At 42.7% G+C, this 19800-nt stretch carries 15 protein-coding genes; 3 read left to right on the top strand and 12 right to left on the bottom strand.

The genetic code is table 11. The annotated features are described in order from the left end of the window. Positions 1-14: 14 nt before the first annotated feature. The 3 genes from ECA01S_RS08995 to arfA all read right to left on the bottom strand — a co-directional run bounded on the left by ECA01S_RS08995 (position 15) and on the right by arfA (position 3776). Positions 15-920: a carbohydrate ABC transporter permease gene (locus ECA01S_RS08995; RefSeq protein ID WP_067394247.1), complete on the bottom strand. Its 906-nt coding sequence runs from the start codon at positions 918-920 to the stop codon at positions 15-17. Positions 921-988: 68 nt separating this feature from the next. Then, positions 989-2251 carry an ABC transporter substrate-binding protein gene (locus tag ECA01S_RS08990; protein ID WP_067394245.1) on the bottom strand — a complete coding sequence of 421 codons (1263 nt, stop codon included), beginning with the start codon at positions 2249-2251 and terminating at the stop codon, positions 989-991. 25 nt (positions 2252-2276) lie between these two features. After that, complete coding sequence (gene arfA, locus ECA01S_RS08985) at positions 2277-3776, bottom strand: arabinosylfuranosidase ArfA (protein ID WP_067394243.1); 1500 nt, start codon at positions 3774-3776, stop codon at positions 2277-2279. A 131-nt stretch (positions 3777-3907) separates the two neighbouring features. Between arfA and ECA01S_RS08980 the strand changes: the two genes are divergently transcribed. Then, positions 3908-4777, top strand: a complete 870-nt coding sequence (locus ECA01S_RS08980; RefSeq protein ID WP_067394240.1) for a helix-turn-helix transcriptional regulator — start codon at positions 3908-3910, stop codon at positions 4775-4777. 38 nt (positions 4778-4815) lie between these two features. Here ECA01S_RS08980 and ECA01S_RS08975 read toward each other — a convergent pair whose 3' ends face one another. The 5 genes from ECA01S_RS08975 to fitA all read right to left on the bottom strand — a co-directional run bounded on the left by ECA01S_RS08975 (position 4816) and on the right by fitA (position 10909). After that, positions 4816-7134: a hypothetical protein gene (locus ECA01S_RS08975; RefSeq protein ID WP_067394238.1), complete on the bottom strand. Its 2319-nt coding sequence runs from the start codon at positions 7132-7134 to the stop codon at positions 4816-4818. 167 nt (positions 7135-7301) lie between these two features. Next, a complete protein-coding gene (locus ECA01S_RS08970) occupies positions 7302-8246 on the bottom strand; it encodes a siderophore ABC transporter substrate-binding protein (RefSeq protein ID WP_067394235.1) in 945 nt (314 codons plus the stop codon). A gap of 22 nt (positions 8247-8268) precedes the next feature. Further along, positions 8269-9027, bottom strand: coding sequence for an iron chelate ABC transporter ATP-binding protein FitD (gene fitC / locus ECA01S_RS08965; RefSeq protein ID WP_067394233.1), 759 nt, complete (start codon positions 9025-9027; stop codon positions 8269-8271). After that, complete coding sequence (gene fitB, locus ECA01S_RS08960) at positions 9024-9971, bottom strand: iron chelate uptake ABC transporter family permease subunit FitB (RefSeq protein ID WP_067394231.1); 948 nt, start codon at positions 9969-9971, stop codon at positions 9024-9026. The genes fitC and fitB overlap by 4 nt, the downstream gene beginning before the upstream one ends. Then, complete coding sequence (fitA, locus tag ECA01S_RS08955) at positions 9968-10909, bottom strand: iron chelate ABC transporter permease FitA (protein ID WP_067394228.1); 942 nt, start codon at positions 10907-10909, stop codon at positions 9968-9970. The genes fitB and fitA overlap by 4 nt, the downstream gene beginning before the upstream one ends. A gap of 153 nt (positions 10910-11062) precedes the next feature. Here fitA and ECA01S_RS08950 point away from each other — a divergent pair, with 153 nt between their 5' ends. Then, complete coding sequence (locus ECA01S_RS08950) at positions 11063-11521, top strand: YueI family protein (protein ID WP_067394226.1); 459 nt, start codon at positions 11063-11065, stop codon at positions 11519-11521. Further along, on the top strand, positions 11518-11925 hold the full coding sequence (locus ECA01S_RS08945; RefSeq protein ID WP_174519975.1) for a hypothetical protein: 408 nt from the start codon (positions 11518-11520) through the stop codon (positions 11923-11925). The genes ECA01S_RS08950 and ECA01S_RS08945 overlap by 4 nt, the downstream gene beginning before the upstream one ends. A 74-nt stretch (positions 11926-11999) precedes the next feature. Here the strand turns inward: ECA01S_RS08945 and gshAB are convergent, their stop codons facing one another. From gshAB to smc, 4 genes are all read right to left on the bottom strand, one after another. After that, entirely contained in the window at positions 12000-14264 is a 2265-nt protein-coding gene (gshAB, locus tag ECA01S_RS08940; protein ID WP_067394411.1) for a bifunctional glutamate--cysteine ligase GshA/glutathione synthetase GshB, read from the bottom strand. A gap of 139 nt (positions 14265-14403) precedes the next feature. Continuing rightward, the gene (gene ftsY / locus ECA01S_RS08935; RefSeq protein ID WP_067394224.1) at positions 14404-15402 is read right to left on the bottom strand and encodes a signal recognition particle-docking protein FtsY; all 999 of its coding nucleotides are present in this window, start codon (positions 15400-15402) and stop codon (positions 14404-14406) included. A gap of 10 nt (positions 15403-15412) precedes the next feature. Next, positions 15413-16222: a Cof-type HAD-IIB family hydrolase gene (locus tag ECA01S_RS08930; RefSeq protein WP_067394222.1), complete on the bottom strand. Its 810-nt coding sequence runs from the start codon at positions 16220-16222 to the stop codon at positions 15413-15415. Continuing rightward, positions 16219-19800 carry a chromosome segregation protein SMC gene (gene smc / locus ECA01S_RS08925; RefSeq protein WP_067394220.1) on the bottom strand — a complete coding sequence of 1194 codons (3582 nt, stop codon included), beginning with the start codon at positions 19798-19800 and terminating at the stop codon, positions 16219-16221. Before smc ends, ECA01S_RS08930 begins: the two co-directional genes overlap by 4 nt.

Below are 19800 nucleotides of genomic sequence, written 5' to 3'. Positions count from 1 at the left end.
TTTCACACCCCACCTTAACCATAATTTACTTTATCATCTGAAAGTTTAAATTGTAGAACTGAAATCAACGCTACAATAATGAACATGATGAATGCCAATGTTGAAGCCGTCCCCATATCAAATTGACGGAAGGCTTTTTCGTAAATTTGCAAACTCAATACTTTGGTTGCATTACCTGGCCCGCCACCTGTCAATGGATACAGTAGTGTAAAGGCGCCATTAAAGGAATTAACCGTAGCCACTACTACATTGAAAAGTAAAATAGGTGAAATCGATGGAAGCGTGACATTTCTAAAACGTTGCCAAGCATTCGCGCCATCTAAATCAGCCGCTTCATAAAGCTCTACTGGTACTTCTTTTAGACTTGAGTTGAAAATCAACATCATTTGGCCAGTTGAGAAGGTAAAAATACTGGCGATTCCAACCACCACCCAAACTAGTTGGGGATTTCCTAACCAGTTTGGCGCATTGATGCCAATTTGTGAAAGGAAATAGTTGACGATACCTAACTGATTATTAAACATTAAGATAAAGCAACTAGTCATTACAACTGATGGCATAACTGCTGGCACAAAATAGAAAAATTGAAAAATACCGATAAACTTCACTTTAAAATTCAAAAGAACTGCAAGGAAAAGTGATGCACCAACTGTTACCACCACGTTCAAAATAGTGAAGAGGAACGTGATTTTTAGTGTCTCCAAAAAGTCTGAATTTGCGCTAAATAATTGCCGATAATTATCAAAACCTACAAATTTGGGATCTCCTAGTAGGTTCCATTTCGTTAAACTTAATAAAAATGACATGAGGATCGGTCCACCAGTGAAAAAGATGAAGCCCACGATCCAAGGAGAAAGAAATCCGTAGGCCGTCAAAGTATCTTTTAGTCCCTGCCGTGATTTTTTTGTTTTTCCTGCCATATGTACGCCCCTTTTCTAAATCAAGGCGGAGCAGGCGGCTAAACCCGCCCCACTTGATAGTTTACAGTTTACTGATTGTCTTCGATTTCTTGGTTTGCTTGTGGAATATACTTATCAAAGATTTCATCAAGTTTAGTTGTTCCTAGCAAATAGGCATCAAATTGATTGACTAAGTTCGTAGTTGTCCCAGCGTTTACTAAGGTGTAACCAAACTCGCCTTCTTCACCAGATCGTTCAATAGCGTCCCAGTTAGTCGGACCATTGGTACCTTCATTCTTATAAGCACCTTGTGCGGCGATTGACTTCAATGCTGATGGATTATTCCCCCATTGGGAGTTAAGCGTTTGGCCTTCTTCACTCATCATAAATTCAATGAATTTCCAAGCTTCGTCTTTATGCTTGCTAGCAGCATTGATTGTGTAAAAACCTGTATGAAGCGAGTTGTAGGCACGTTCACCTTTTGGCAATGTTTCAATATCCCAGTTAAATTCCAAATCTTTGTATTGGCCTGTCATCCAGCTACCAGTACGAGTCATAGCTGCTTGTCCAGCAGTAAATAGATCGGCAACTGAATCTCCGGCAGACGGTTCTGGACTTACTTTTAGGTCATTCGTCAAAGTGTTTTGATATTCTAACGCGGAACGTAAACCGTCACCTAAAGCTAATTTACCGTCTTTCACGACATCATCGCCACCTTGGCCTGCTAGTGACCACCATAAGCCTCGGAAGCTCAAGGAATCAGCGCCCCATTGTGTCACTTTGTCGCCATCTTTGATGGTCAGTTTTTCAGCTGCTTTTTCAAAATCTTCCCAAGTCCAGTCAGCAGTAGGATAATCGACACCGGCTGCATCAAACATATCTTTATTATAGAAAAGGATTTCTGAAGCGTAGCACCAAGGTAACCCATAGCTGCCGCCTGTTTCTTGATTCAATTTATCCACAGCTGGAATAAAGTCGCTGGAGTCAATTTCTTTTGAGTCTTTTAAGTAATCTTCTAACGAAATAACCGCACCAGATTCTGCAAATTTCGGTAAGTCTGTTTCAAAGGCTAAAATGACGTCTGGCGCCGTTCCACCCACCAACATCTGGTTAACTTTCTGTGAATAATCAGAATCAGGTGTTTGTACAATTTCCAACTCAATATTAGGATATTTTTTATTGAATTCATCGATGATGTTTTGGGGGAACTTATCCCATAACGCAAAGCGAATTTTTACTTTATCCCCATCAGAGCCTGAATCTGCCTTATCACCAGAACCCGAACCACAACCAGCTAATAAAGAAACACTTGCTAATGTTACTAATGCACCTGTTAAGATTTTTTTGAACATTTTATACCCCTCGCTTTATCATTTTTTAGTTACTCTTTAGTCTAAACCGCATCATATTCCATGATAACGGCGCTAACACGACACTGCCTGCTACTTTATTGAAGCTATTTTGTTCATTTACCGGCGCTACCCGATTTTGATTTTTTTCATTGATCATTTTGACTGGGAAACCTTTCAAGGCAGAATGTTCAATCAACTCGCTCACCTCAAAATCGCCAAAATCCAAAATAGTCTCCATCGTTTCTTGCGCACGATTTACTGCAAAAACAACTAATTCATTGGCTTCATGATTTTCCACAACGACACTTTCTAAATAAGGTACATCTGTGAAATCCCGACAATCGTATTTTTCGGACTCAATCTGACTGACTAGAACATTTCCTCGACCAAAATTAGATACTTGCTGAAACGGATAGAACGTTGTTTGCTTCCAGACTGCTCCGCCAGTTTCGGTCATAATTGGTGCAATCACATTGACTAACTGTGCCAAGCAGGCAATTTTGACTCGATCACTATTTTTCAGCAGGGTGATTAATAGACAACCCACCACCAAAGCATCCTCAAAATTATAAACATCCTCTAAAATTGGCCGACCTTTTTGCCATTTTTCCACTTGATTATCACTCTCTAAGGTGTGATACCAAATATTCCACTCATCAAAGGCTAAGTTGATGGTCTTTTTGCTGCGCTTGCGGGCTTTAACTGAATCACAGATAGCCACCACGCCTTTGATAAATCGATCCATATCCAAAGATTTCGCCAAATAGTTTTCTAGATCATTTTCAGCATTTCCGTAGTACATGTGTAAAGAGAGATAATCAACATGCTCATAAGTGTGCTCTAAGACTGTCTGTTCCCAAGAACCGAAAGTTGGCATTGTACTGATGGAGGTTCCACACACAACTAACTCGATGCTTTCATCAACTAATTTCATGACTTTCGCTGTTTCACAGGCTAAACGACCATATTCTGTCGCAGTTTTAGCACCAATCTGCCACGGTCCGTCCATTTCATTACCTAGACACCAAGTTTTAATATTGAAGGGTTCTTCGGCACCATTTTGGCGTCTTAAGTTGCTCCAGTGAGTTCCCTTAGGAAAATTACAATATTCAACTAAATTACGAGCTGCATCGATCCCTCTAGTGCCCAGATTAACCCCCATATTTACTTGGGCGTCGACTCCTTTAGACCAATTCATAAACTCATGCAAGCCAACTTCGTTAGTCTCAATGGCTTGCCAAGCTAAGTCCAAACGAGTAGGCCGTTCAGCAACGGGACCAATCCCATCTTCCCAGTTGTAGCCAGAAAGAAAATTTCCTCCGGGATAACGTATCAAGGGCACATTTAATTCCTTGATTAATTCCTTAACATCATCTCGAAAACCATCACTATCCGACATAGGATGGTCAGGATCATAGATACCTCCATAAACTGCTCTTCCCATGTGTTCTACAAATGATCCATATAATCTCGTATCGATTGAACTTAGTCGATTTCCCTTATTTGTAGACAGTTTCGCCTTCATCGGATCCTCCTTCAGTTTATTAAAACGATTGTTTTATCTCCTCTATTCGTGTATATTATAAAATGAAATCGCTTTTATTAGTTATAGAGATTCAACTTCAATTTATAATATTTCACACTATGGAGGTTGAAATGAAAAAAAATTTGATACTCTCGCTGGTTGTCCCTCCCTTCCCAACTTTTGTGGAAGGAAACATCACCCAATATTCTGCTGGTCAGCAACATCCTAATCGAAGCGGTCTGCCTTACTTTGATCTCTTGTTTGTGATTAAAGGCTGCTTGTTTTTAACAGAAGAAGCTATACCTTACGAAGTACGAGCCGGTGAAATGCTTATTTTAAATCCCCACAACCACCACTACGCTACAAAACCTTGTACTGAGGACACGCAATTTTATTGGCTGCACTTTTATTACGAAGGAAATTGGCAGTTAGCAGAAAATCCCATCGTCCTCTCTTCCGGCGTCCATATGCCGGAACTTCATTATCACAATGAGGATTACACCCTTCACCTCAATAAATTTCAAAAACTAGCTGATTCTAAATTTATTTTTGCTTTATTAGATCGGCTATTGTTAGGAACCAAAGGCGAGAAAAAGGCGATTGTTTTTTGGGACAATCAAAAACGTTTTACCCAACTTTTAAAAACCTTAGAGGAACAAAGCTATGCTAAAACTGGCTCAATTGAATTAGCGGAAAATGTCGAACTATATTTAAAGCAGAATTATCATGAAAGCATCACGAACGCTCTGCTGTCACAACAGTTTCACTTTCACGAGAACTACATTATCCGTTGCATGAAACAAGTTTTTAACCTGACACCACTGGAATATCTGGCGAACTATCGTTTAGAGAAAGCCGCTGCTTATCTAATTAAGACGAATCTTTCAATGGCTGACGTTTCTCGTCAATGTGGGTTTCAAAGTAGTGCCTATTTCTCACTTTGTTTCAAGAAAAAATTCAACGTTTCTCCATTAAACTATCGAAAATCCCACTCTGGTTAAAAGACGGGAGGCTAGCTATAGCTGGTCTCCCTCGTCTTTTATACGTTTACTTGAAAAAGCTGAGTTAGCGGTACATAATTGTCCACCACTTTTAGTTCGCCCTTTGTTAATACATAAAGATTACGTGGATAAGGGGCATCATTGACTAAATAGCTCTGGCTATCTGTTTGAATATGGCAGTTGATACATTTTATCTGGCCAGCGCTTTCATAGCAATAGGCGTCCTGCCCAAAACGATCAAGAAAAGCAACTAACTCTTCCCCCATATCCCAATCGCTGGTCTGCTGCGACTCTTCCGAAAAAATACTCGAGAAAATACCACCATCACCAGCAAAAGTCTCCTGGCCAAAGCGAGCATGAGCCAAATCTTCACGGTTGTAGTGGGGCTTGGCGCACGCAAAAGTCGAAGCGGCTGCGCCTTTAGCTAGTTTGGTTGTGTTGCTAGCGTTGGTATCATAGCAATAAAGTACGGCAATAAAAGCCCGATAACTGGCCTCTAGATAGCGTGGATCTTTGGTTTCATGGAAGACATCTAGTGCAGCCGCAGCGCTGATTCCGCCCCATAAAGAATGGATCATGTACGACAAGGCTTCCCACCAGCGATCAGGGTTTTGCATTCGAAAATCATTGGAAAAGCCAATATTTGCTAATAATAAATCACCATATAAGCGACACTCTTGCGTATAATGGGCATTGGCCAAAGAAGCCGCTGCTGGACCAAAACCAGCATTATCATAAAAATGTTCCGTCATTGCCGCTGCATAATCATTCTTCTCTTCCAAAATTTTAAACAGATTATTCTCCCACAACAATGAAAGCTTGGCATGATGTTCTGGTAACGTTCTTTCCAATTCAGCCAGTAAATCATCGATATACAGAAAGAATACCCCTAGCATCTCAGACTCTTCCTTTTCGCGAAAGCCTGTATGCAGATCTGGGTTGATCCTCAATTCCACAACTTGGGCGGCCCAAAGTAAGTAAGTCTTGGCGTCATTTAATTGCAGATAGTCATTAGGAACTTGCGCTAATAGGTATAATAGATGGCCTAAATATTCAAAATCCATTACGCGATAAAATTCACCATATAGCTTCTTTGGTTTCGTAAAATCACCTTGTTCAAACCACTTGTTTAAAACGTAATGGTTCAAACTCCGTTCTACCTTTTCAATTTGTACTTGATCTGTCTGCCCCAAAAGATTTTTTTTCAAAACTAGTGACATTTTTCCAAGTGACTCCCCTTGATTGGAAACTGGTAGAAAAACATCTTGCTGATCACCAGCTGATTCTTGATAGGATTGTTCACATAAGTAGGTCACCCGGTCTTGAATCAATTCTTTCAATTCGCTCATAACGTTGATAATAAGCTGATCTTGCGTCCCATCTTCAAAATACAGCACGATTTTGTGTTCACCTGGAAGCTGAAAACTAGTTTGAATCTTACTTTTTTGAATTGAAATCCTGTGATTTTCCAGTAAGGTTCCCGCTTGATAAATATTGACTTTTTCCAGTGGTGAGTTGCTCTGATAGACCAATTCAAATTGCTGATCGACAAGCGCCAAATCAGCATATTGATAAACTGGATGGCCCAGTTGACTGCCCTTTTCATAAAAATCAGCCTGATCCTGAACCTCCATTATGACATATTCCCATTCAACAGTATTTCCTGGTGGAATCACTATTTGTTGGTTAGGATAAACCCAATCAGCGACTGCCTTTTCCTTATCAGAAAGTACTAAACTATGATAAATCACACCATCCAGCGAAGGTGAAACCGCTTCAAAAAATTTATTCTCAAATTCACAATAAGAACCTAGCGAAAGTGTTTGGCCTTTTGTCTGAAATATCCCTAAACTGGAGGCCTTGCCACTTCTTCGCATTACGGCAAGCTTAGTAAAATCAGGGGAGATGGTTGGGAAAACCGCTGCCGATTGAAAAATATTACGCTGCACATTTTTATCTCGAAACATCATATAAGCAAATGAACTCCAAACAGAGAAGTGTTGCAGTTTCATCGGTAAGCTGGTTTTATTATGTACCGCAATCTGCCAAACAAGCCGATTAGGTTGTGAAAGATCATAGTTCATGACCACATCTAAGCCATTGAGCTCATAAATAATCTGACAGCTCTGTTCTTGTTGGAAAATAGTCGGCACCATGGTGACACTTTGAAAAAGTTTATCCTCAAACTTCAATTCAAAATGACCAAATAACTTATCTTGGGAAGTATAGCCCACTTGCTTAAGGTAGTCTTTATCAATCACCCAATTCATTTTGTAGGAATCTTCATTGAATACTAGTTTTTCAACAGTTCCATGCTCATCGACCTGCAATGATATCTTTTCATTTTTTAGTAGCATTAATCGTCACTCCTGCTAGATTTATTAACTTCATAATAGCTTATCAAATCCCAAAAAAGTTACGATTTTCCAACCCATTTTTTTACATTTCAACACATTCTTTTATTAAGCTCTTTACGAAAAAAGAACTCCTTATTTAAGTTAAGGAGTTCTCTACATAGTATCGATTATTCAAAAGCTGCTTTAACATCTTCAATCATTTTCTGAGTGGATTCCAAGCCGCCACCGCTTAGATACCAGATATCTGGTGCCAATTGGATTACTTTATGATTTTTGCCGGCGTTTGTTTCTTTGACTAATTCATTGGCTGCGACATCGTCTTTACTGGTATCGCCACCAATCGCTTTCGTTCGGTCAATAACAAACAAAATATCCGGATTTTTTTCTAAAACATATTCGTAAGAAACACTTTGACCATGGGTTGAGGCTTCGATTTTGTCATCCGCCTCGGGAAATCCAAAGGTATCATGAATGATGCCAAAACGCGAACCTTTGCCATAAGCTGACAGCTGGCCTTCATTCACTAATGTGACTAAGGCTTTGCCACTATCTTTGGCTTGGGCTTGAAGTGCGGTGATTTCTTGATCCAGTGTGGCAATTTTTTCTTTTGCTACTGTTTCTTTTCCAAAAATCGTCGCCAAGGTCTGGATGTTTTGTTTAGTTGAATTCCAAGTATCTTTTGCGTCCACACTTAAAAAGATCGTTGGGGCAATCGCATTCAAATCTTCTTTAAAATCTCGCTGACGTCCTGAAATGATAATCAAATCTGGTTGTAGCTGATTGATTTTTTCTAAATCAGGTTCCTTGATACCACCAGCATTTTCAACTTTTTGATAGCTTGCCAAGTAACTAGGTAAGCTTTTCGTTGGGGCACCAATCACTCGCTCCCCCACACCGAGAGCATCCAGGGTATCCAAGGAGCCATTATCAAAGACTACCACTTTTTGCGGGTCTTTGGGAACCGGCACTTCGCCATCACTGTCTTGAATAGTCACTTCTGTTGCTGCCTCGGTGGAGCTATTGCTACTACTGTCGGTGCTGGCACTCCCATTGCCACAAGCAGTCAGTAACACGGCTGCTCCCACCATCATGCTATAGATAAACTTCTTCATTGTTTCCTCCTAAAAAAAATTTTTAACTAAAATACATGCAAAATCGACGTCCCTCGATCTCGCAGATTTTAATTTCCATTTCATAGAGATCATTCAAGACCTCGCTTTGGATGACCTCTTCAGTCGATCCGTGGGCAAATAGCTGCCCTTTTTTCATAGCGACCACTTCATCCGCATAACTTGCGGCAAAGTTGATATCATGCAAGACGATAATAATGGTTTTCCCATAATCATCTACTAGACTCCTTAACGTCTGCATCATCTGTACAGCAAAATTCATATCCAAATTATTCAAAGGCTCATCTAACAAGATATACTCAGTATCCTGGGCGAGGATCATGGCGATATAAGCTCGTTGTAGCTGCCCTCCTGATAATGTATCGATAGGTTCTTCCGCTAATTCTGTAAGCCCTAAGGCCGCTAACGCTTCTGCTACCTTCTGCTCATCTTCTACTCCCAGGCGTCCGTGACAATAGGGAAAGCGACCAAAATTCACTAGCTCCCGCACCGTAAGTTTCAAATAAACACCGTTAGCCTGTTTAAGAATGGAAAGTTTTTGCGCCAATTCATTGGATTTCCACGCTCTGACTTCATTACCATCTAGGTAGATTTCACCTGCGTCATGAGGCAATAAACGACTCATGAGGGACAATAAGGTACTTTTGCCAGCACCATTGGGTCCAATAAAGGCCGTCAATTTTTGCGTGGCAATAGGCAAATCAATCCCTGACACTACTTGTTTTTTGCCATAATGCTTACTTACAGCTTTCATTTCCATCATGCTGTTAACCGCCTTTCGCGAATGATTTTAAGAATAAAGTAAAGTCCACCTGTAAATTCAATCACGACGCTTAAAGTCGTATTTAATTGGAAGACTTGTTCCACTAAAAACTGGCCAGCAACTAAAAATAAAATCGCTAATAGACTGCCACCAATAAATAAAGTTCGGTGTTCATAGGTCTGAAACAATTGGTAACTAATATTAGCCACAATAAAGCCTAAAAAGGTAACCGGCCCGACTAGCGCCGTGGCAATACCGACTAACAAACTGACTGCTACCAAGGTTAAAAGGCGCAGTCGCGCGACATCCAAACCTAAATTGATTCCTTGATCCACGCCTAAATGCAACACATCTAAAGCCGGCGCTTGTTTCCATAGAAAAAGGATAGCTAAAATGGCTAAAAGACTACCTGCTACTAAAAAATGGCTATCCACATTGCCAAAGCTCGCAAATAATTTTCCCTGCAATAGGTCATATTCATTAGGATCCATGATGACTTGTAAAAAAGTACTGATACTGCTGAAAAGCGTTCCTAAAATCATCCCCACCATTAGGAGTAAAAAGATGTTTTGCTGCCGTAGTAAAGTGCGAATCAAAAATGTACTTGCTAAGGTCAGAAGGAAAATATTGCCTAAAAAGAGCGCCAGATTTTGATTTCCCAACATCGCTTTTCCTCCTAGTACAAAGAAAGAAGCAGTTTGAATCAAGACATAAAGGGCATCGATTCCTAAAATATTAGGAGTGAGAAAATGATTCTGGGCTACTGTTTGAAAGGAAATTGTGCTGACACTAGTCACGATGCCAACTAAAACAAAGGCGGCGAGCTTCATTCCGCGAAGCTTTAAGGCAAACTCCCAGTTGCCATAAGTCTTGTAGGTTAGAAAAAGGAGACTGCTAGCTACAACTAAAATCACTAAAAGTAAAAGAATACGGTATTTTTTCATGCTCGTTGCCGCCTAACTAGCAGTGTGATGAAGCAGATGCTACCAATGATGCCCACAATCACACTAACAGGAACTTCATAGGGTGCAATGACAATTCGCGCCAAAATATCACAGCTCAAAAGAAAGATACTTCCTAACCATGCGGTGATCCCCAGCGTTTTTTTCATCTGATCGCCATAACGCAGTGAGACCAGATTAGGAACAATCACACCTAGAAACGGAATCGTCCCCACCATGATTAAGACTAAACTACTGGCTAAAGCAACCAAAGCTAAACCCGCCACCTGCACAAAGCGGTAATTCAAGCCAAGATTCTGAGCTACCTCTTCTCCCAGCCCAGCGACGGTGAAATAATGAGCAAATAAATATAAGATAACTAATAATGGCACTGCAATGTATAATAGCTCATAACTTCCCCGCATGACGGTTGCAAAATTTCCCTGCAGCCAAGAAGACATATTTTGGACTAATTGAAATTGATAGGCAAAAAACGTGGCCACCGAACCAATGATATTACCAAACATGACCCCTACTAGTGGCACCATGATTTGATTTTTCCCTGGTAAAAATCGAGTCAATTGAACAAAAACCAGTGTGCCACCAAAGGCAAATAAAAACGCAACTGCCGAACGCAGTAAAAGCGGCGCCTGCGGCAGGAAAATCATGACAAATAATATGCCTAAACGCGCACTATCCATGGTGCCTGCCGTTGTCGGCGAGACAAATTTATTCTGAGTCAGATGTTGCATTACCAAACCGCAAACACTCAGGGTACTCCCTGCAATCAATAGGCTTAACGTACGGGGGACTCGTGTCGTCCAGAAAATAAATTGTTGATCTGCAGATGTAAAAAAATGCTGATCAAAGGCGCTGACCCCCACAGACAGCGATAATAGAATAACGATTAGCAGAAGACTTATCTGCCAAAATCGACGCATTTCATTTCCTCTTTTCTAATTGAGAATGATTTTCATTATTACTTACTAAAGTGTATGTGAATTCGCATGAAAATGCAATCTCTTTTTGAGATTTGACGTTTGAAAAGGGTTTTATGCTATAATGAAGCCAACGAAAACAGAGCAGGTGATAGGATGAGTGATGAATTACAACAACATTTAGACAAAGGAATTTACGGGACGCCACTAGTCAATCCTGACGAGCAACATCATTATCTGGGAACTTTCCGTGAGCGTGTATATATCACTATGACTGTGTTACAAATGAAAAATGCGACCTTACGGGAATCCTTGAAAAAAGCCATTCAAGAACATCCCGATGCAACCATGTTGCTGAACGGCGCTGTTGATCAAAGCGTGCAGAGCCTCTACATCAAAATGGCTAGTGAATTGAATATCCATTTCACTGTTGTCAACGATCACGTCAGCAATACAGACGACGCCATGGGCTTAGTCTTAACCGCTAAAGAGGCGGTCAACGAACAAACCGTAGATATCGCTGAAAAGTACACAATCCCCGCAGCCCAACCCCAAACCGCACCAAAAAAAGCCGGTTTTTGGGACCGACTTTTCCATAAGGAGGAGGACAAATGATGACGAATGAATCTTTAAAAAAAGAGTTAGCACAAGCATTGAATGCCCATATCGAGCTTTTACGGGAAGTCGATTACATCGACAATGACAACATGGATGCCTTCACCTTCATGATGCGTAGTTTTGGCTTTATGCTGAAGGGAGCGCCTCATGTCTTGATTAGTGAGCAAGAGGAAGAATTGCATTATATGATGTTCCAATATTACAGCCTACTGACAGAGCTGAAATATAATTTAATGCTGAATTATCCTTATGCGAAGCTACAAAACAAGCCGATGCTTGAAGTTTTGGCTGCTTTTCCAACTACTTACGAACGCGAAATGAAAAACTGGTGGGAAGAAAAAACTGGCCTGCAAGTAGAAGAAACAAAACAGACAATTGCGATTAAAGAGTTGGAATATTAACATTCTTAAGCTAATGAAAAGCCCCCGAAGAGTTAAACTCCTTGGGGGCTTTCATTATTAGCATGGTTAAATTTTTACAGCTTCATTTCCGGAAATAGCAGCCGCAAGACATCCATCGTGAGTCGGCGGCTTTTTCCGCTGAAGGGATAGACGTGCATATGCATGGCAGGATTGAAGTTTGCTTCAATGATGCCATAATCTTGTGACCCTTGGGCTGGCTTTTGGGCATCGGGAATAATCAAGTCAATGCCACTGATGGCCGCGCCGATTGCGGTAACTGCTTGCTGCGCGATTTCCCGGTAGCTGGGGTGCATCGCCTCAGTCACATCAATTGAATCCCCACCAGAGCTGACATTGGAATTCTCACGTAAATAAACGATTTCGCCAACTTTCGGCACACTATCTGGCGTTAAGCCTTGTTCCTTCAACATCAGTTTTTCAATGCCGCCTAGCTGAATTTGTTCTAATGGTGCACGGTGGTGACTACCGCGCAAGGGATCCAGATTTTTTTCGGCCACCAGCTCAGCAATGGTCCGCTGACCATCCCCAGTGACATTAGCCGGCACACGCAACAAGACCGCCCGTACCTTGCCATCAAGTACAAAGAAACGATATTCGGTCCCCGCTAAAAATTCCTCTACTAAAATGGATTGATCTTCCGCAAAGGCCAGCTCAATCGCCGTCAGATAGTCTTCTTCACTAGCGCCGTCCTTAAAAATCGAAATACCTATGCCATAATTAGTAGTTTTAGGTTTTACCACGATTCCTTGACCCTTAAATAGCTCATAAGCCGCAAGCGCTGCTTCACGGGTAGCAAATTCTTGGCCTAGAGGAACACGGAAACCTGCCTTGGCTAACACTTCTTTGGTGACTGTTTTATTTGCCATAATCAATGGCACGATATAACTGTCTTTGCTCGTCATATTGGCATTTTTAACATATTCCAAATGCTCGTGATGGCGCAAGGAAATAAACTGATCAGTCTCATCCATTACGTCGATTTCAAGACCTTTTTGGATTGCATCAAACAATAAGATTTGCGTGGATAATTCCATTCCGCTAAAACCAGCCAGTTGATAGGGCCGCTCCCAGGCAGTTTCATAATAATCTTGTCCATAAGCAACTCCTAAAGCGGCATTTGTTTGACCCTTTTCAGCCGCCATGGTCATTTGTCCAGCTAACGTCCATTCGGGATGTTCTAAGAGTTGCTCAAAATAGCTGACCGCTTCTTGAACAGCTGTCGGCAAGTCTAATTCAGCGACAAATTGATGCATTTGATCAAATAAGGCTTGGCCTTCTGCCTTCAGCTTGGTTTGAACTAGCGGATGCTCCAAGGCGACTAATTCATTCCAATCATCTCCGGTCCCCACCCACGTATCAGGTGCGTCCGCCGTTTCTTGCCATAACATAAAGAGCATGAAAAGGTGCATGAATTCTAGTGTTTTTTTGTCGATACCGCTGCGAGCAAAGGGGTTCAGATCCAAGTTACGCAATTCAATATAGCGAATTCCCGTCTTAGGCAGGTCAGCCATTTTAGCCCCACCCCGCAACCGGATAGGCGCGTAAAATTCTTTTTCCTCAGAAAGTTTCCCAGTCTCGATTAAATGCGCCAAGTCGGCTAAATAAGCCGTCAAATCTTTATAGGAAACTTGGATATCTGCTTTATTGGTATAACCAAAGCGACTGTTGCGGATACTGCGGACTGGCGTCGTTAGTGCTTGGTCAAAATAGCCCGCTTCTGCGACAGCTGCTGCGCCAAATAAGTACGTGATTAGCCAGCGGGAATGGAGATAATTGCGGGCCACTTTCATATAGAGATTATTTTTAAAATCTGCCAGGGTTTGGTACTCATCCTGCAAGGTGAACAATCCTTGCACTAGCGCATCATCAAATTCAAAATTAAAGTGGATACCACTAACCATTTGTTTCCGTTTGCCATAAGCTCGCGCTAAGTAGCGACGATACAAGACATCTTCATGGGTATCTAGCTTCGCAATCACGATTTCGGCATCGTCCGCTGGCAAGGCAGGGGGCATGCTTAAAGGCCACATCATTTCGTCTAGCGCCATGGAGCGTTGCGCCACGTCATGAATCGCCTCTAAATAACGGAGGACTTCAGTCACTGAGTTAGCTACCGGTGTAATCAATTCCAACTGGGTTTCAGCAAAGTCTGTTTGGATATATGGATGATAACTGCGGTTGCCCAGCACTTCTGGGTGATTTGTCTTGACTAATTGGCCTGTTTTAGTCACTCGCTGGCTTTCTTTTTCCAAACCAAAACGAGCCGTCAATAATAACGGTTTAAGAGCCGGTGTTTGGAGTAGGTTTCGATAATTCATCACGTTTCTCGCTTTCTTTAGGTTTCTAGCCCATTATATAGAAAGTCAGGTAAAAAAAGAATGGTTCTGCTCACAGCTATTGTAGAAAACAAAAAAGCAGGAGTGTGACGTGCGTCTCCTGCTTTCAATGCTGCTTATTTTAATCCGTTTCTTGGATTAGTCCCTTAAAGAGTCCAATCACAAATTCCGTTGGATCAAATGGTTCTAAGTCATCAATACCTTCTCCAAGTCCTACTAATTTCACTGGCAATTGTAATTCGTTGCGGATTGCTAAGACAATCCCACCCTTAGCAGTACCATCTAATTTAGAAAGTACTAAGCCAGTTACATCGGTGGTTTCTTTAAACTGCTTTGCTTGAACCATGGCATTTTGCCCGGTTGTGGCATCCACCACTAACAATACTTCATGAGGCGCATCTGGTAATTCTCGCTGAATGACCCGTTTGATTTTTTCCAGCTCTTTCATTAAGTTGACTTTATTTTGCAGACGTCCGGCTGTATCCACTAACAATACATCCGCATTTTCCGCCTTGGCGCGTTCCACTGCGTCAAAAACGACAGCAGCTGGATCGCCGCCAGCTTTGCCGCGAACAACCTCGACACCGGCACGCTCGCCCCAAACCACTAACTGATCAATAGCCCCTGCTCGGAAGGTATCAGCAGCCGCTAATAAGACTTTTTTACCTTCTTCTTTAAACTGATGGGCTAATTTCCCAATGCTGGTGGTTTTCCCTACTCCGTTGACGCCTACAAACAACATAACAGTCAAACCAGGCTGCATGTTCAGTTCATTGTGTTCGTTGATTCCTTCTGCTTCATATAGATCCACTAGTTTTTCAATAATCGCGTTTTGAACCTCAGCAGGTTTTTTTGCGTTCCGTAATTTGACTTCTTGGCGCAATTCATCGGTAATTTTAATTGCCGTTTGAAAACCGACATCGGCCCCAATCAGTGTTTCTTCTAATTCTTCAAAAAAGTCCTCATCTACCGTACGGAAATTGGCAAACAGCTCATTCATGCGTTCCCCAAAGGTTTTCCGACTTTTTTCGAGACCCTTATCATATTTTTCTTGTACTTCTGTTTGCGGTTCTTCTGTTTCACCAGTAAAAACCTTTTTGATTTTATCAAAAAATCCCACAGGATCCCTCCTATCTCAATACATATTCTTGTACAACTTGGGCCACCCCATCAGCTTCATTACTTAAGGTCACCACATCCGCCACTGCTTTGGCAGCGGGCACCGCATTAGCCATCGCCACCCCGATACCGGCATATTCAATCATGGGAATGTCGTTTTCTTCATCCCCAATTGCCATGACTTCCGCGGCAGTGATACCTAAATCACCAGCCAATAACTCAATCCCATAGGCTTTAGTGATTCCTTTCGGCATAAATTCTAGTAGATTAGCACGAGTTTTAATCACCTCATACTTATCACGAAATTCAGTTGGTATCAAAGCAGCTTGCTGATCCAAGTAGTTCGCTTCAATCGCCACTACCACTTTATTATAGGTTTCCAGCTCATTTAATTCCGCTAAGGTTGCTGGGACAAAGGTCAATAATCGATTCAACTCCCCGTAGATGGAAGGGTGACTGCTTGCTGTCGGCAGTTGTTTCACCAAACCGTCTACTAAGACGTCTAATGGTAGTGACAGATCACTGGCCAGCTGGGCAATTTCTAAAACTTCCGCTAAACTTAGCGCCGCTTTTTCCATAATTTCACCAGTATCATTTTTTTGGACTAAACCACCATTAAAGGTGATGCTGTAATCACCTGGCTCCGTTAGCTGTAATTCTTCTAAGTAGCCTTCGATAGCTGTCAAAGGACGACCGGTACATAGAACGATTTTGACGCCTTGCGCTTTGGCTGCGGCTAATGCCGCTTTATTCGCAACTGAGATTTGTTTTTGGTCGGTTAACAGTGTGCCATCTAAATCAATGGCAATCATTTTAATCATAAAGCTTCTCCTTGTGGGGCCTCGATTCGCCCGCCTTCTTTCACTTCTTCTAAACGAACAGAAACAATCTTAGAAACGCCGGATTCTTGCATGGTCACACCGTACAATATATCGGCGGCTTCCATGGTTCCCTTACGGTGAGTTACTACGATAAATTGCGTATCTTTTTCAAAGCTATTTAGATAACGACCAAAACGGCTGACATTAGCCTCATCCAAGGCCGCTTCTACCTCGTCTAACACGCAGAAAGGTACTGGTCGCACGCGAATGATAGAGAATAGTAAAGCAATGGCGGTCAAGGCCCGCTCTCCACCGGATAAAAGGCTCAAACTTTGCAATTTTTTGCCTGGCGGCTGCGCTTCAATTTCAATCCCCGTATTCAGTAAATCATTGGGATCTGTCAAACGCAACTCGGCACGGCCACCACCAAACATATTAGGGAAGACTTGCTTAAACTGGCCACGAATTGCCTCGAAAACTTCGGCAAAACGCTGTTTGACTTCTTCATCCATTTCCGCCATTGTGGCGAACAGTTGATCTTTGGCCTGCAGCAGGTCGTCGCGCTGGGAGGTCAGAAATTCATGACGCTCTTCTACTTGTTGATGCTGCTCAATGGCATTCAAGTTGACAGGTCCTAATTGACTGATACTTTGTTTCAAACGTTTAACTGCAGCTCGGGCGTCGGCTTCTGCTATCGTCAACTCTGCCTTTTCCGCAGCTTCGAAGCTCAAGCTATATTCTTCCTGTAAATGGACTAGGAGCCGGTCTAAATTCAACTCGGCGCGATTTTTTTGGACCTCCAACTGACCTTTCACTTGTAATCGCTCTTGCTGGCGGCGATGGTCGGCACTCACTTGTTGATCCAATTGATCGACGGCTGCTTGGGTCGCCTCACGGTCGGCTTTTTTCGCCGCTAAAGTCGCTTGCATAGCGGAAAGTTTCTCTGCTAGCTGCACCAGCTGCTGCGCCAAGCCTTCTTTTGACAGCTGTTGGTCAACATCGGTTGACGAAAGAGCCGCCAATTGGTTAGAAAGACGCTCTTGGTTCAAACGATTTTCAGCCAAGCGATTTTCTCGTTCTTGTAATTGACTTTCCGTAAAGCTTTGCTGTTCCTTCAAAGCTGCCAACTCGGCTTGCCGCTGTGCCAACTCTTGTTGCAGACGGCTGCGTTTGGCTTCTCGTTCGGTTGAAGCTTGGTCCAGCTCGGCCATTTGCTCATCTAACTGCTGACGCTTCGTTTCCAGCGCCGCTTTGGTTGCAGTCAATTCCGCTTTTTGGGTCTCATATTCGGTCAAAAAGCGTTGTAGCTCTTTGGTTTCATACTGGAACAAGCGGAGTTCTTTTTCTAATCGAGTGACCTCTGCCTGTGCTGTTTCTAAAGCAGCCGTCATTTTTTGTTCTTGTAAACGGGCTTCTTCGCCAGCAGCACGATCGTTCTCTAGCTCATGCAACGCCGTTTTGACCGCTTTTTCCAACTGCTGAACTTGTTGCTCCTGGGTAGTTAGTTGGGCTTCCAGCTGCTCTTTTTCAGCCGTCAAACGGGTCAATTCTTGTTGATGACTGAATAAGCCCTGTCCTTGCCGTTTATTAGCACCACCGGTCATGGAACCACCTGGGTTCATGACATCTCCCTCTAATGAAACCACGCGGCATTGGTATTGGCTAGCCCGAGCAATGCGATTGGCTGCTGCTAAATCAGTGGCAATAACCGTTGTTCCCAACAGGTTTTCAACGATTGTGGTCAATTCTTCACTAAACTGGACTAATTCACTGGCAACTCCCACAAAACCTTCTTGTTGGACTTGCTGACGCAGGCGCGGGCTCAGTTGCCGCGGTTTAATAGTGGTTAAAGGCAAGAAAGTCGCCCGACCACCCCGTTGTTCTTTCAAAAAGGTAATCGCTTGACGGGCCGCTTGTTCATCCGTCATCACGATATGTTGGGCAGCCCCGCCTAAGGCCGTTTCAATCGCCAAATTCAATTCTGTTGGCACTTCCATCAGTTCAGCCACGGCACCTACGACACCCGTCAATTTCTGTTTGTGTTGTAAAACGTAGCGTACACCTTGGTAAAAGCCGGTATAATTTTCTTGGATTTCTTGTAGGCTAGTTTGGCGCGCTTTTGTTTGTTGCAGACGATTCATCAATTGGAACATTTGCTTTTGTTCTTGATCAAAACGCAGTTGCTGCTGTTTTAGCTGCTGCTGTTTCTCACTATAAGCAGCTCGTTGCTGGGCTAACAGCTCAGCTTGCTGGGCTACGGTCGTCGCGCTTTGCTTGGCAGCCTCTTTTGCTTCTTGTAATTGTGTTTCCATGGCTGCTTGATTTTGCAATGTTTGCTTATTCTTTACCGTTTCCTGCTGATACTGTTTTTCCAAGTGCTTCAAATCGTTAGATGTATTGGCTTGCTGCTGCATGACTTCTACGTATTCACTTCGCAGTTCCTCTAGAAGCTCTTTAGAAGAACGACTATAAAACGCCACTTGCTCTTCTAATTCCTGCAACGTTGCGGTTAGGCTGCGCCAACGGTTTTGTTGCGCTTCACTGGTGGTTTTCAACTCTGCCATTTCGGTCTTTAGCTGTTCTGCTGCCGCCATCAATTCAGCCAAATTTTGCTGATATTCGGTGGCGGTTAAAGCAGAGTGCTTTGAACGCTCAGACAGCAGCTCCTGTTGCCCTTCTGCCTGCTTATAGGCTTCCGTCAGTTGCAACAATTGCTGCTGAATCTGATCCATTGACTGGTTCAATTCTTGCCGCTTTTGCCGCAGATCCAATAAAGAAGACTCACGGGCTTCGATAGTCTCCGCAATTTCCGCCAATTCTTTCGCTAAATCAGCTAATTCAGCTGCTACTCGTTCCCAAGTCGCTTGATTGGCCTTAATCTCATGGACTGTTAAACCGACATCCACCGTCGTCAATTCTTCTTTTAAGGCTAAAAAGCGTGCGGCAATGCGACTTTGCTCCGCTAAAGGTGCCAGTTGATCTTCCAATTCATAAATAATATCTTGGACCCGGTTCAAGTTGTCTTCTGTTTCAAAAAGCTTTTGCTCAGCTTTGCGTTTACGGACTTTATATTTCAAAACGCCTGCGGCTTCTTCAAAAATACCGCGCCGTTCTTCTGGTTTACTATTGAAGATGGCCTCCACTTTCCCTTGGGAAATGATGGAGAATGATTCTTTCCCCAAACCAGAATCCATAAATAAGTCTTGAATATCTTTTAGACGACAAGCCTGCTTATTAATGAAAAAATCACTTTCGCCGGTACGGCGGTAGCGTCGCGTGACACTGATCTCACTAAAATCAAGACCTAAATAGTGATCGCTATTATCCAGCACAATCGTCACTTCGGCAATATTCAACGGTTTTCTGGTTTCAGAACCGGCGAAAATAATATCGGGCATTTTACCGCCCCGTAAATTTTTAGCGCTCTGCTCCCCCAAGACCCACCGCAGCGCCTCCGTGATATTACTTTTGCCGCTACCATTGGGCCCCACGATGGCGGTGACGCCATTTTCAAATTGAATCGTTGTTCGATCAGCAAAGGATTTAAACCCTGCTAATTCGATCCGTTTTAAATACAC

The sequence above is a fragment of the Enterococcus canis NBRC 100695 genome (assembly GCF_001544375.1).
Classification (GTDB): domain Bacteria; phylum Bacillota; class Bacilli; order Lactobacillales; family Enterococcaceae; genus Enterococcus_H; species Enterococcus_H canis.
Note: the sequence above shows the minus strand (reverse complement) of the source record. Positions and strands in the feature narration are given on the sequence as shown.